The organism is Prevotella marseillensis, from assembly GCF_900625065.1.
Taxonomy (GTDB): Bacteria; Bacteroidota; Bacteroidia; order Bacteroidales; family Bacteroidaceae; genus Prevotella; species Prevotella rara.
The window spans coordinates 47735-61962 of record NZ_UYXY01000001.1; the positions used below are offsets into that span (position 1 = coordinate 47735).

8 protein-coding genes and 1 riboswitch are annotated in these 14228 nt (G+C 48.8%); of the genes, 5 read left to right on the forward strand and 3 right to left on the reverse strand.

Going from position 1 to position 14228, the window contains the following annotated elements:
• Nucleotides 1–44: 44 nt before the first annotated feature.
• Genes EJL04_RS00220 through EJL04_RS00230 form a run of 3 tightly spaced genes read left to right on the forward strand, consistent with a single transcriptional unit; the run spans nucleotide 45 to nucleotide 5772 of the window.
• Nucleotides 45–1241, forward strand: coding sequence for an efflux RND transporter periplasmic adaptor subunit (locus EJL04_RS00220; RefSeq protein ID WP_193391567.1), 1197 nt, complete (start codon nucleotides 45–47; stop codon nucleotides 1239–1241).
• A gap of 19 nt (nucleotides 1242–1260) precedes the next feature.
• On the forward strand, nucleotides 1261–4401 hold the full coding sequence (locus EJL04_RS00225) for an efflux RND transporter permease subunit (protein WP_053397428.1): 3141 nt from the start codon (nucleotides 1261–1263) through the stop codon (nucleotides 4399–4401).
• Between the two features lie 3 nt (nucleotides 4402–4404).
• Nucleotides 4405–5772 carry an efflux transporter outer membrane subunit gene (locus EJL04_RS00230; protein ID WP_125103802.1) on the forward strand — a complete coding sequence of 456 codons (1368 nt, stop codon included), beginning with the start codon at nucleotides 4405–4407 and terminating at the stop codon, nucleotides 5770–5772.
• Between the two features lie 160 nt (nucleotides 5773–5932).
• Here EJL04_RS00230 and EJL04_RS00235 read toward each other — a convergent pair whose 3' ends face one another.
• The 3 genes from EJL04_RS00235 to EJL04_RS00245 form a co-directional block, all read right to left on the reverse strand.
• A complete protein-coding gene (locus EJL04_RS00235; RefSeq protein WP_125103803.1) occupies nucleotides 5933–6583 on the reverse strand; it encodes a thiamine diphosphokinase in 651 nt (216 codons plus the stop codon).
• Between the two features lie 79 nt (nucleotides 6584–6662).
• Nucleotides 6663–7271, reverse strand: coding sequence for a nicotinamide riboside transporter PnuC (gene pnuC / locus EJL04_RS00240; protein WP_053397431.1), 609 nt, complete (start codon nucleotides 7269–7271; stop codon nucleotides 6663–6665).
• 16 nt (nucleotides 7272–7287) lie between these two features.
• A complete protein-coding gene (locus EJL04_RS00245; RefSeq protein WP_125103804.1) occupies nucleotides 7288–9558 on the reverse strand; it encodes a TonB-dependent receptor in 2271 nt (756 codons plus the stop codon).
• A gap of 73 nt (nucleotides 9559–9631) precedes the next feature.
• A riboswitch (TPP riboswitch) is annotated at nucleotides 9632–9728 on the reverse strand.
• An 874-nt stretch (nucleotides 9729–10602) separates the two neighbouring features.
• Here EJL04_RS00245 and EJL04_RS00250 point away from each other — a divergent pair.
• Nucleotides 10603–12378, forward strand: a complete 1776-nt coding sequence (locus EJL04_RS00250) for a hypothetical protein (protein ID WP_125103805.1) — start codon at nucleotides 10603–10605, stop codon at nucleotides 12376–12378.
• A 21-nt stretch (nucleotides 12379–12399) separates the two neighbouring features.
• Complete coding sequence (locus EJL04_RS00255; protein ID WP_125103806.1) at nucleotides 12400–13809, forward strand: DUF5723 family protein; 1410 nt, start codon at nucleotides 12400–12402, stop codon at nucleotides 13807–13809.
• Nucleotides 13810–14228 lie beyond the last annotated feature (419 nt).

The window sequence follows — 14228 nt, forward strand, 5'->3', positions numbered from 1 at the left end:
AAATAATCCCAAAAGTATCAACATACTGACAATCCATGATGAAAATAAAACAATTTTTCGCCAAGAAAGAATTAAAGTTGCGCAAAAAACGCCTGATTCTGATGTCCTGTTGCATCGTAGCCGTAATAGCAGGATACGTTATCCTAACATGGCCTAAGAAAAAGGCACCTGAGATACCCGTCGTTTCTGTAGAGAAAGTCGGCGTGGAAGACGTCAAGATTTACGGCGACTATGTGGGCCGCATACGTGCACATCAGTTTGTAGAGGTGCGCGCCAGGGTGGAAGGCTTTCTTGAAAGAATGGCTTTCGCAGAAGGAACATACGTGAAAAAAGACCAGATACTCTTCGTAATCGACCAGCGCCAGTATAAGGCAAAGGTAGACAAGGCGCGCGCACAGCTGCGCAAGGACTCGGCCCTGGTGCTGAAGACCAGACGCGATCTTGAGCGCATACGCCCCTTGTTTGAGCAGAATGCTGCCAGCCGCCTTGACCTTGACAACGCCACAGCAGCGTATGAGACGGCCGTTGCAAGCATGGGCATGAGCCGTGCCGACCTTGTTCAGGCTGAGCAGGAACTGAGCTACACCTACGTGCGCTCGCCGATATCAGGATATATCAGCGAGAGACTTGTAGACCTTGGCACACTTGTCGGCACAGGCGGCAAGTCGCTGCTTGCCACCGTAGTGAAGAGCGACACCGTGCTGATAGACTTCAGCATGACCGCGCTCGACTATCTTAAGAGCAAGGAGAGAAACATTAACCTCGGACAGCGCGACTCGTCGCGCTCATGGCAGCCGTATGTAACAATAACGCTGCCCGACAACAGCACATATCCATATAAGGGACTCGTCGACTTTGCCGAACCGCAGGTAAGCCCGAAGACTGGAACATTCTCTGTACGTGCAGAGATGCCCAACCCTGATCACGTGCTGCTTCCGGGACAGTTTACGAAAGTGCACGCATTGCTCGATGTCCGCGAAAACGCAACTGTTGTGCCGCAAAAGGCACTCATCATAGAGAAGGGTGGAGCCTATGTCTTCGTAATGAGGCGCGACTCTACGGCCGAGCGCCGCTTTATCGAGCTTGGCCCTGAGTTCGGCAACAAGGTTGTGGTGGAGAGAGGACTCGCCCCCGGCGAAACCATAATCAGCGAGGGATACCACAAGCTTACGCCAGGAATGAAAGTGCGCGTAGCCAACAGAAAGAAGACTGCGGTCCGTCCGCAAGCGAAAACCAATTAAAATAAAAGTTTCCGAATAGATGAAAGTAAACTTCTTCATAGACAGACCGGTCTTTTCGATAGTAATATCAGTCCTCATAGTCATTGTTGGACTTATCGGACTGACAATGCTGCCCATAGACCAGTATCCGCAAATAACGCCTCCGGTGGTAAAGATCAGCGCCTCCTATCCGGGAGCCAGCGCGCTCACGGTGTCGCAGGCTGTGGCCACGCCTATAGAGCAGGAGCTGAACGGAACTCCTGGCATGATTTACATGGAGTCAAACAGCTCCAATTCAGGTTCGTTCTCGGCGACAGTTACGTTTGACATTTCTGCCGACCCCGACCTGTCGGCTGTGGAAATACAGAACCGCATAAAACTGGCAGAGTCGCGTCTGCCGGCCGAGGTGGTGCAGAACGGCATCGAGATAGAAAAGCAGGCAGCAAGCCAGCTGATGACTATCTGTCTGACATCAAACGATGAAAAGTTTGACGAAATATATCTCAGCAACTTTGCCACACTCAACGTGGTCGACCTGTTGAGGCGCATACCGGGAGTGGGGCGAGTGTCTAACGTGGGCAGCCGCTACTATGCCATGCAGATATGGCTTGACCCCGCGCGACTGGCAAGCTTCGGCCTTACGGTGCAGGACGTGCAGAACGCCCTGAAAGACCAGAACCGCGAGTCGGCGGCCGGCGTATTGGGCCAGCAGCCCGTAAAGGGACTCGACTTCACGATACCCATCACGGCACAAGGACGTCTGTCTTCTGTTGGCCAGTTTGAGGAAATCGTACTGAGGGCCAATGCCGACGGTTCGTTCATACGCCTGAGAGACGTTGCCCGCGTTTCTCTCGAAGCGCAGTCGTACAATACCGAAAGTGGAATAAACGGCGGCAATGCTGCCGTGCTCGGCATATACATGCTCCCCGGTGCAAACGCGATGGAAGTGGCAGAGAATGTGAAGAAGGCAATGGAGGAGATAAGCCACAACTTCCCTGAGGGTGTAAAATACGAGATACCGTTCGATATGACGACATACATATCGGAGTCGATCCACGAGGTATACAAGACTCTGTTTGAAGCACTTGTACTCGTTATCGTCGTCGTGTTCCTCTTCCTTCAGAGCTGGCGTGCCACACTCATCCCGCTTGTGGCCGTGCCGATCTCACTGATAGGAACGTTCGGCTTCATGTTGATTCTGGGCTTCTCGCTCAACATGCTCACCCTGCTTGGCCTTGTGCTTGCCATAGGCCTTGTGGTAGACGATGCCATTGTCGTCGTGGAGAACGTGGAGCGCATAATGGAAGAGGAGCATCTCAGTCCGTATGAAGCCACCAAGAAGGCCATGAACGGACTTACGGGAGCGCTTGTTGCCACGTCGCTTGTCCTGGCAGCCGTGTTTGTGCCGGTTAGTTTCCTGTCTGGCATAACAGGACAGCTGTACCGCCAGTTCAGTGTAACGATCGTAATCTCTGTGCTGCTTTCTACGGTAGTGGCGCTCACGCTCAGCCCTGTGATGTGTTCTCTGATACTCAAGCCCACGGACAAAAACAAGCCTAAGAACAAGGTGTTCACGGCTATCAACAGGTGGCTCGACCTTGGCAACAACAAATATTTAGCCGGAATATCAAGAATAATCAAGAATCCCCGTCGTGTAGGCATAGGGTTCTGCATGATTCTGATAGCCATATTCATATTCAACAAGCTTACGCCTACCAGCTTCCTGCCGTCGGAAGACCAGGGATACTTCACCGTGGAACTGGAAATGCCTGAAGGAACAACTCTCGAACGCACACGTGCCGTAACCGAAAGGGCGGTTAGCTTCCTGATGAAGAATCCTGCTGTGGAGTATGTGCAGAACGTAACAGGATCGAGCCCGCGCGTCGGAACAAGCCAGACAAGGGCACAGCTCACCGTTATATTGAAAGAATGGAAAGAGCGTGACGATAATACAATAGAGGACATTATGGCCGGCGTGGGCCGTGAACTGTCGGAATATCCCGAGTGTAAGTTTTATCTGTCCACTCCTCCTGTAATTCCCGGCCTTGGTACGTCGGGAGGATTCGAGATGCAGCTCGAAGCTCACGGCGACGCAACTTATGACGACCTGGTGAACGCTGCCGACACGCTGATGCACTATGCCTCAATGCGTAAGGAACTGTCAGGTCTGTCGTCATCGCTGCAGGCAGAAATTCCGCAACTTTACTTTGACGTTGACAGAGACAAGGTGAAGATGCTCGGTGTGCCGATGGCTGACGTGTTCTCAACAATGAAAGCCTACACGGGATCGGTGTATGTCAACGACTTCAACATGTTCAACCGCATTTACCGAGTGTACATACAGGCTGAAGCCCCATACAGAGAGCACCGCGACAACATAAGTCTCTACTTCGTCCGCGGCTCAAACGGCGACATGATTCCGCTGACTGCGCTGGGCAACACCGAATATACCACTGGCCCCGGCAGCATAAAGCGCTTTAACATGTTCAACACGGCAATAATACGAGGCACGGCCGCACAGGGCTACAGTTCAGGACAGGCCATGGAGATAATGGAGGAACTTGTCAAGGAGCATCTGCCCGACAATATCGGACTGGAGTGGAGCGGACTGTCATATCAGGAGAAACAGGCCGGAGGACAGACCGGAATAATACTCTCGCTGGTATTCATTTTCGTCTTCTTGTTCCTCGCCGCACTGTATGAAAGCTGGAGCATACCTATTGCGGTGCTGCTCTCGCTGCCTGTTGCTGCATTGGGAGCCTACATCGGAATTGCAGTCTGCGGACTTGAAAACGACACATACTTCCAGATCGGACTTGTGATGCTTATGGGACTTGCGGCTAAGAATGCCATACTTATTGTGGAGTTTGCCAAGGATGAAACCGACGCGGGCGTCAATGTCCTCAAAGCCACGCTGCACGCAGCTAGACTGCGCTTCCGCCCGATACTTATGACCTCGTTCGCATTCATATTGGGCATACTCCCTATGGTGCTTGCCTCAGGACCGGGATCTGCCAGCCGAAAGGCTATCGGTACGGGTGTGTTCTTCGGAATGCTGGCTGCCGTCTTCATAGGAATACAGCTTATTCCATTCTTCTTCATTACAATATATAAAGCCAAAAACAGATTGCAGGCTAAGAAAGGGAACAAGGAACAAAAAGCGATAGCACAGCAACAATAAATTATGAGACACGGATTAAAATACATAATACATGCGCTGATATTAACGGCAGCAATAAGTCTGTCTGCCTGTCAGATAGGCAGAAAATACACACGTCCGAATATAGAACTGCCGGCAGCACTGTCTGATGAAGAAAACACAGACTCGACATCCATGGCCGACATCTCGTGGAAAGAGGTTTACACGGATACAATCCTGCAAAGCCTCATATCCAAGTCTCTTGTCTACAACAAGGACATGCAGATGGCGGCAGCCAGGATAAAAGAGCTGGCAGAGATGAAGCGTATAAACTATGCTAATATGTTTCCTGCGTTCGGAGCTAAGATCTACGCCGAGAAGGAAAGAGAACATCACGGCAACAGTAACCAGTTTGACCTGAAGGCTGCAATGTCATGGGAACTCGACTTCTGGGGAAAACTGCGCTGGGCACATGATGAAAGCATTGCCGAACTCATGGCCTCTGTAGAAAACCGGCGCGCATTGCAGATAAGCCTCATTGCGCAGGTGGCACAGACATATTATGAACTTGTGGCGCTCGACAACGAACTGTCAATCGTACATCAGACCGTAACGGCACGCCGGGAAAGCGAACATCTTGCGCGCATACGATATGAAGGCGGACTGACGTCTGAGGTTACATACCGACAGGCTCAGGTGGAATTGTCAAGGACGGAGACACTCGTGCCCGACCTTGAACTGCAGATAACTACAAAGGAAAACGAACTGGCATTGTTGACGGGCGAATATCCGCACCGCATAGAGCGCTCGACGCTGCCACAGGAGGTTGTCTTTCCTGACAGTTTGCCTGTAGGATTGCCTTCATCGCTGCTGGAACGGCGTCCTGACGTGCGCGAAGCCGAGCAGCAGCTTATTGCGGCAAACGCAAAAGTGGGCGTTGCATACACAAGCATGTTCCCGAACATAACGCTGACAGGATATCTCGGAACTGAAAGCGACGACCTGAAAGGAGTGTTAAGCTCGCCTTACCACTTCTTGAGCGCCAACCTGCTTCAGCCGATTTTTGCCATGGGCAAGAACAAGGCTCGCCACAGAGCAGCAAAAGCTGCATACGAGCGTGCTACTTATGCATACGAAAAAGCTGTTCTGACGGCTTTCAAGGATGCATATAATGCCATAGCCAACTTTAATAAGGTGAAGGAAATATACAAGACACGCTACGACCTGGAGAACTCGTCGAAGACGGCATTGTCGCTTGCTCTTGTCCAATATGTAAACGGAGCCATCGGCTATATGGACTTGCTTGATGCCCAGCGTACTTACCTCGATGCTCAGATCGGACTCAGCAATGCCCTGTTGGACAGTCAGCTGGCAAAGGTGAACCTGTATAAGGCTCTGGGCGGCGGATGGTAAGGATATGTGTCTGAACACATGGCAGGCACAGACAGGAATGTCTTGGTTGCCGACTTCATAAAAAACACAGCGGGCGGACAGTCATTATCGACTGTCCGCCCGCTGTGTTAATATCCACATAAATGAAACAGAAGTTCCGTTCTTATCCGTTAAGCCTATGCTAAATCTTTCCCTTGTAAGTGCGGAACACCAGATAGCGGCCGTCGGCACAGAACTTTACGCTGTTGCCTGTGGCCTCGTTGAGAGTGCCCTGCCACCAGCTGCCGTATGCGTAAGAGTTCCATTTCAGTCCGCTGCTTTCTATCCTGCTGCAAGAAAAGTTGAATATGCTGACCTGCTGACCGGCGAAGGTCTCAAACTCAGCATCGCCTTCGACAGCGACAAAGTAGCCGTGGTCGGTTAGCATCACCGCGTCTATGCCCATTTCGTTCCTGTAGCGTTCTATCAGACTGATGTTGCCCAATGTGTGGTCTTCTCTCTTTCCCGTTGCTCCCACGTATGCAATACTTATGAAACCCATGCTTAGGCAGTGGCGTGTGGCTTTGGTCTGGTCGTTGTCGTCCTGTTCATCTATGATGTGAAGTATGTCGCGGTATTTCTCCTTGAACACTTCGTCCAGTGAGTCGCCGTCGCCTACTATCGCATCGGGCACGAAGCCGCGTGAGATATAGCTGGCAGCCGCACCATCGCAGCAGCATACATAACGTGCATTACTTATGGCCGCAAGCGGAATTTCGGCAGTGGGAAAGTTGCCGTTGCCGATAATCACGGCATCGGGGGCGAAGGATGTTGTTATCAGAAAGTTCTGCATTGCTGTTTCTTTTGAATGGGAGTTATGGGAAAAATGGGATGGATGAGGCAAATATGGGGTAGGGTGATGCTGCTGGAAATCATGCCGGCTGTGACTGCTGCTGCATCATCCGCTTCCACTTAAAGTAGCCCATTACGGCTATTACCACATAGAGAGCGTAGAGCGAAGCCTTGAAGGGTATGCCCTTGCCGATGTAGAGATATGCGCACACGGCATCAACGGCAATCCAGAAGAGCCATTGCTCGATGTATTTTCTTGATAAAGCCCACAGGCCTACAAAGCTCAGGGCGTTGGTAAAGGCGTCAGTAACGGGCACGGTGCTGTTGGTATAGGTTACTAACACCCACCACGTTAATGCCCATGCCGCGAAGAAAAACAGCGTTACAGGCAGGATTAATGAGCGCCTGAAATGAGTGATGGGCATATCTTCTCCTTCTTTCTGACCCTTCTTGCGTCCGAATTTCCATACCGCATAGCCGTAGATTGCTGCAACGGTGTAGTAGACAGCCATGCCTGCGTCGCCATACAGTCCGTGAGTCCAGTAGAGCCACACGTCGAGAGCCGGCATGACTATGCCTACAATCCAAAGGGCTATGCTGGCCTTGTATTCGAGCCAGATGTATATAAGGCCCAACACCGTTGTTACGATGTCGAGCCAATATTGTGACATAAACTGATTGAAGTCCATCTTGCAGCTGCTGTTGTTAGAACGTCAGGCTGAGATGAGCCATAAAGTTTATCGGGGCCTGTGCGGCATATCCCGTTTCGTATTCGTCGTCTTCAGTGTAGGCTATTACCTTGCCGTCTGCATTCTTCTTGTAGCCCGGGGCAGACCATCCGTTGTTCATGTACTTCTCGCTGAACAGATTGTATACAGTGCAGCCGAGGGTTATGCTCTTCAGACCTTTCAGCTTGAATGTATATGAAAGGTCAAGATTGGTTACAAAGTAGCTGTCAATCATCATGCTGACCTCGTTGCCTCCGTTCTCGTTCTCGCTTATGTAGCTCTTTATGCCGGTGTTGGTGAGATACTGCTCGCCGATATACTGACTCTGGAGCGATGCGCTAAGTCCTTTCCAGTTGAACGTAAAGATGTTGTTGAAGATGAAGTCGGGCGAGAATGACAGTGGTGTGTCGCCGAGCGTTACGCTTTCGCCCGTGTCGCTCAGTGTTATGTGCCAGTCCTTGGCTCTGTTGCGGCTCCATGTTGCGTTGGCGTCCCAGCGCAGCCAGTCGACAGGTTGCCATGCTGCCTGCAACTCAACGCCCATACGGTAGCTCTCGCCCACGTTGCGTGCTATCATTTCGCCTATGTTGTTAAGTTCTCCGGTCAGCACAAACTGGTCGTTGTAAGTCATGTAGTAGAAGTTTACTCCGGCAGAGAATCTGTTCGTGGTGAACTTATAGCCAAGTTCCCAGTCGTAGAGCCTTTCTGCCTTGAGGTCTTCGCCAAGGTTGTCCTCGTAGTCGTTACGTGTCGGCTCGCGGTGAGATATGGCAAACGAGGCGTAGGCCTGATGGTTGTTGTTCATCTGCCAGAATATTCCGGCTTTCGGGTTGAAGAAGTCGAACGAGTTGTCTTCGTTGAACACAATCTGCTTGTATGTGTCGTAGTCGAATGCGTCGCACGGTCCGCTCATCTTGTAGTTTACATGGCGGTACTGCAGGTCAACGTATGCACTGAGTCCCTTTATGAACTCATAGTTTACCTTTCCGTAAATATTGCCGTCAGTCTTTTTGGCGTTGTTGTCATAATATTTGTGGTTAGGCTCTATGTCCTCGTCGAAGTTTTTCACCCACAGCACGTTGCCGTAGTGATCGCCGTCATATTTGTTCCAGCCTCCGCCGATTGTTGCCTTCAGACCCTTACGGTTGTTGTAGTTGAGTGATGCTATGGCTCCGTAGAAGTCGTTGTCCATCTGCTTGCGGCGCACCAGGTCGCTCGTCTTGCTCCAATCGTTGGTCAGAGTATATTCGGCCAGTGTTCTTCCGTCCTTGTATTCTTCGTAGTAGCCGAAGCCTTTTGTGTAATGCAGGGCCACGTTGAGGCTCAGTTCACGTGACAGAATTTGGTTCCAGAGCAACTGGTAGTGCTGCTGATGATAATAGTCAATCTGGTTGTCGTAGAAGTGCATGTTGCCGTCTTCGTCTGTGTACATATATCCGCAAGAGTTGTATCTGCGGCCGTAGAGGTTCATCTCGTAGAGCGAAGCATAGTTCCATGCATGATATGTCTCTTCCTTTCCGTTGAAGGTGATAAACTTTACCACTGTGTTGTCTGAGAAATATCCGCCCTGCAGGAAATAAGAGTCTAGCTTCGACGATGCGCGGTCGATGTAGCCGTCGCTGCCAACGTTGGAAAGGCGTCCCTGGAAGCCCCAGTGACCGTTGATAAGTCCTGTGCCGAAGCGGAACGTTTCCTTGTGTGAGCCGTAACTTCCGGCAGAGAGGTCTATTCCGCCGAAAGGCTTCACGCCGATGTTTTCGGTCTGCATGTTTATCGTGGCGCCGAATGCACCCGCACCGTTGGTTGATGTGCCCACACCGCGCTGAATCTGCATGCTCTCAACGCTCGATGCAAAGTCGGGCATGTTGGTCCAGTAGACGTTGCTGCTCTCAGAGTCGTTGATTGGAACGCCGTTGGCTGTTATGTTTATTCGTGTAGGATCGGTGCCGCGCACTCTTATACTGGTGTATCCGATGCCGTTTCCTGCGTCAGAAGTTGTCGTTACCGAAGGTGTAAGTGATAGGATAAACGGTACGTCCTTGCCGTAGTTCATCGACTTTATCTGTGACTTGCTGATGTCGGTGTGCGTGATAGGCGTTGTCTCGCCTGCACGTGTAGACAATACCTGAACTTCCTGCAGTGCAACGGTCTTTACCGAGTCTGCCTTTGTCTTTCCTGTTTCGTTAGCTGCTGTTGCGTTGGTTAATGCCAATGACAATGTTGCCGCAACAAAAAAATGACGTTTCATTAAAAAACTAATAATTAAATACACAAAAAGGGGCATACTTTCTTATGCTTAAATCCTTTAGACCAAAAAACAAATTAGTTCGGCCGTTTATCCCTACGCCGGAATTACCCGTATCAGGTTCCAGGGTTTAATCTCAGCCTGCAATTTATCAGGCACCCCTTAATCTACCGTTTGTAAACCGGCGGCAAAGTTAAGGCTTTTTTAACTAACATGCAACTCTATTGTAATGTTTTTGTTTCAAAAATGTAAATAATCATGATATTTTGACGGCTGAATGGATAAAAAATAAAAAAATAGCAATTTTTTAAGCGTAAAATTTTGTGATATGAAATTTTATTCGTATATTTATGGCAGAAAAAGAACAGATACAAATAGTTATCTGGCGGTCTCAAAAATATGCAACAATCAGAGCAATCTGATAAAGTAAGAAAAAAGATGATTTGTGATAATTGCCCTTGAAGTGATGAGGAGTCTGTTGAAGATGTAAGCACTTGATTTGAGATTGATGTTTTTTATTTAAGATGAAAGGGGAAAGAAAGTAAATGCAGTTTGTTGATACGGATGTTTTTTATAATTACTCCTTATCGCTTTTGCTAAAGGGAATGGCGGCTAACATTTAGCCGCCATTTTTTGTGGCTAAAAAGCGTGTCCCTCTTTTGTCATATCTTCGTTATTCTGTCGCTTTTGTGGCTCAGAATTCATGTTTTCTTTGGTGCGCCAATGTGTCTTTGACTTTTATCATACTTAGTGTTTCTTGCTGTTTGTGCATATTGCGTGTTATATTATTACGGATAAAGTGAAAATGTATTCAGTCTGTTGTAGGATGTTCTTTTGGTAAAATAAAGTGGTTTAAAAGTTGCATTGTTTTAAAAAGTTTTTATTAAATTTGCACATCTTTTATAACAAACGCTGTTTATAGGTATTAAAAAATAGGTATGAAATAATTTTGTCGGTAAAAAGCAGGCATATTTTGCATTAATATTGAGAATGTTAATTGTTTCCTAAATAAATTGATAAGAAGAAATAAACCAATAAAAAGAACTAATGAGAAAAAGAACTTTTTCATCTAAGCTGTTCCTTCTTTTAGGAACGGCCGCAATCTTAGGATTTTCCGCATGTACGGATAATGACTATGATTTTAATGAGATTGACTCAACAATAGGTATAGGAGGCGATGGTCTCGAGATACCTTCGATGTCAACAGAGATTATCCCGTTGAAGGATGTTTTGGAACTGGAAGAGAATGGTAGTGTTATTGAAGACGAACTGACCGGCGACTACGTATTCCGTCTGGATGGTGCCGATGTAGCCCCGGTTCATCCTTTTATTGATAAGATTACTGTTGCTGAGCAGACGTCGACTTCTAATGATGTTGAACTTGTGTTCTCTACGCCTTCTGGTTCGCGCCGTCGCAGCCGTGCAACCCGTGCCGGAGGCGAAAGTCTTGTGGCTGACGGATGGCTTCAGGCATTTACTTATGAAGGCAAGCAGCCAGAAGAGGTGGTGGATTTGTCTGACGCTGAGGTAAGTTCTTCTGTAAATCTTCAGATAAACTTCAGCGACGTAAGGTCTGTTGTAAGCCAGTTTGACCAGATTGTCATTGCCCTTCCGGCGTTTATGACATTGTCTGACGTTAATTGCGGCGGTCATGCATATACGATGTCTGGATCAGAGCTGACGCTTAAGAATGTTTCAACTTCGTCGAACCTTACTATAACAGCAAACGTAACTTCTCTTGACTTTAAGGAAAAAGACACCACATACGGCTCGCTTAAACTTTCTGGCGGCAAGATTATGATGGACGGAAAAGTCTATATCAAGGCCGTGGCCACAAGTATCAATGCAGGTGCAGGCAGCACTACAGGCAAGAAGATAAGCAGTACAATGACCATGAGCAGCTTTGTTGTTAATGCAGCTACGGGTAAGTTTAACCCTGAGATTGCGCTTAACGACCTCGGCAGCGTAACCGTTAGCGGCATTCCAGACTTTCTGCTTGGCGGCAATGTGGTTGTCGACCTGTATAATCCGCAGATAAAGCTCACCATGACAAGCGACATGAGCGTGCCCGGCAAGCTTGACGGCGTGATAAAGTCTTTTAAGGACGGTCAGCTCCTGGCTACGGTGAACGTAAATGATATTCCGATTGATGCCAACAGAACCTCAACTGTATGCATATGCCGCAGGGCTGAAGGCGTTACCGGCTTCGACCATGTCATCGTAAACGAGAGTCTGTCTAAACTTATCGAGACTATACCTGACAACATCACTTTCTCTGCCAATGCAACGGCAGACAGCAAGAACGACTATCGCTTTGAGCTCGGACGCAACTACACGGTGCAGCCGGTTTACAAGGTAGACGCTCCTATCGCCTTTGGCGAGAATGCCAATATAGAATATCGCGACACGCTTGACGGATGGAACGACGACATTGAGGACTTTGAACTTGCTGAAGGTTCGTATATCAATCTTGATGCAAGCATAAAGAGCTGCGTGCCTGCTTATATGTCTATCACAGCAGTGCCTGTTGACGCCGACGGCAATGCTATCAGTTCAGACGAGCTTTCTGTTGAAGTAGAGGGTACAGTAGAGGCATCTAAAGACGGAGTGACTGAAACAGTTTCGCCTGTTAATATAAAGATTAGCCAGAGCAAGAGAGGCGCAATGAAGAAGCTCGACGGTATCGTGTTTGTCGTGTCGGGCAAGGCCAACGGTGCCAGCGGAGCCGTTACGGGCATTACGCTCAACGCACAGAAGCACTCGCTCAAGGTTGACGAAATTAAAATCAAACTTGTGGGAAAACTGATAGGCAACTTTAATTAATAAAAAAAACAACAGGCAAAAATGAAATCAATATATAATAAGGCTATCGTTGCAGCCTCAATGCTTATGGCATGCAGCGGCGCCATGGCTCAGGAACTTAACTCGGCCTACTATACAGAAGACTATAATTTCCGTCATGAAATGAACCCTGCTTACGGCAACGAGCAGAACTATGTGTCTATTCCTGCACTCGGAAATATCAACGTCGGACTGCACGGAAACTTCGGCTATCAGGATGTTGTGCTGCATAATCCGATGTATGGCATCGAGGGCGGAAAGAAGATGACAACATTCATGAACCCTTATATCTCTGCTTCAGAGGCTCTCGAAGGCTTTAGCACAGGCAACAACCGCATTGTCGGCGATGTAGGCGTAACGCTGCTTTCTGCCGGATTTAAGGCTTTCGGCGGATATAACACCATCACGCTGTCGTCTAAGACATCGTTTGGCGTGTCGTTGCCTTACGAGCTGTTCGAGTTTGCAAAGAACACAGGCAACAAGACTTATAACATCGGCGACATCAACGTAGGCGCCAAGTCGTATGTCGAGCTCGGCCTTGGCCATTCTCGTCAGATTAACGACAAGCTGCGTGTGGGCGCCAAGCTGAAGTTCCTGTTGGGCGTAGCCAGTGCCGACTTCCTGTTCAAGGATGTTAAGGCCGACCTGGCTTCAAACGACAAGTGGATAATATCAGGAACGGCTACTGCAGATGTATCGATGAAAGGATTCACTTATGAGTCGGAGACAGCAGAGTATAACGACCCCTCGAAGGGTGAATATGAGAAGATAAACAGTGCTAATGTTGACGGCGCAGGCATCGGAGGCTTCGGTATGGCCATCGATCTCGGAGGTGTCTACAAGATAAACGACGACTGGACTGTCAATGCTGCTGTGCTCGATCTCGGTTTTATCAACTGGAGCAACGACATGCAGGCCGTTAACAGAGCCGACAAGTTTGAGTTCAGCGGTTTCCGCGATTTGTCTGTTTCGAGCGACCACGGGTCAACCATCGACGACCAGCTCGACAGCTATGGCGACCAGATTACAGACTTTGTAAACCTCAGAGACAACGGCGACCAGGGCGGACGTACAACCGGAATAGGTGCAACCGTAAACGTCGGTGCTGAATATAACTTGCCTGTTTACCGCAAAATAACATTCGGAGCATTGAGCAGCACGCGCATCAACGGAGCCTACACATGGACAGAAGGACGCATCAGCGCCAACTGGACTCCGCTGAGCTGGCTCGACGGCGGCGTAAACTTTGCTGTCAACAGCTTCACTACAAGCATGGGCTGGGTGCTCAACATTCATCCCAAAGGCTATAACTTTTTCATCGGAATGGACCATGTCCTCGGCAAGAACAGCAAGGAGGGCATTCCGCTCAGCTCTAATGCAAGCCTTGCGCTTGGCATGAGCATTGCGTGGTAAACTTTTTTTACTTACAATAAAATAATAGAGGCTGCTTCGGATTCGTTCCGGGCAGCCTCTTGTTTTTTGCATCTTCATCATCTTTTGCCATTCTTTGGCTCATTGTGCTTAGGCGTATGGCGCAGTTTTCTTGCCTTAATCCTATATCTGTTATTGGCATTCTGCTGTATTGTCGTTGCCTATTTTCCGGCATATCAGGCTATATTCTGAAACAACAGCCGGTAGGAAGAAAATAGAAAAACTGCAGCCTGCTGAATGTATCTGCATTCTTGTGGAATTAAGCTATATGCGGACTAATCGTCGTTTTGGCTTACAATATAGCTGCGTGTGGCTCCGTTGCAGCCATGCATGCCATGAATGCACAAAAAAGGCAGACCGGACATCACGTCCAATCTGCCTGGAAAATGAAAAATATATTA

What these genes read in the sequence shown, in the direction of transcription:
- pnuC (WP_053397431.1), bottom strand. Translation starts at nt 7,271, where the DNA reads ATGGACTTCAATCAGTTTATGTCACAATATTGGCTCGACATCGTAACA.
- EJL04_RS00245 (WP_125103804.1), bottom strand. Translation starts at nt 9,558, where the DNA reads ATGAAACGTCATTTTTTTGTTGCGGCAACATTGTCATTGGCATTAACC.
- EJL04_RS00255 (WP_125103806.1), top strand. Translation starts at nt 12,400, where the DNA reads ATGAAATCAATATATAATAAGGCTATCGTTGCAGCCTCAATGCTTATG.
- EJL04_RS00230 (WP_125103802.1), top strand. Translation starts at nt 4,405, where the DNA reads ATGAGACACGGATTAAAATACATAATACATGCGCTGATATTAACGGCA.
- EJL04_RS00250 (WP_125103805.1), top strand. Translation starts at nt 10,603, where the DNA reads ATGAGAAAAAGAACTTTTTCATCTAAGCTGTTCCTTCTTTTAGGAACG.
- EJL04_RS00235 (WP_125103803.1), bottom strand. Translation starts at nt 6,583, where the DNA reads ATGCAGAACTTTCTGATAACAACATCCTTCGCCCCCGATGCCGTGATT.
- EJL04_RS00225 (WP_053397428.1), top strand. Translation starts at nt 1,261, where the DNA reads ATGAAAGTAAACTTCTTCATAGACAGACCGGTCTTTTCGATAGTAATA.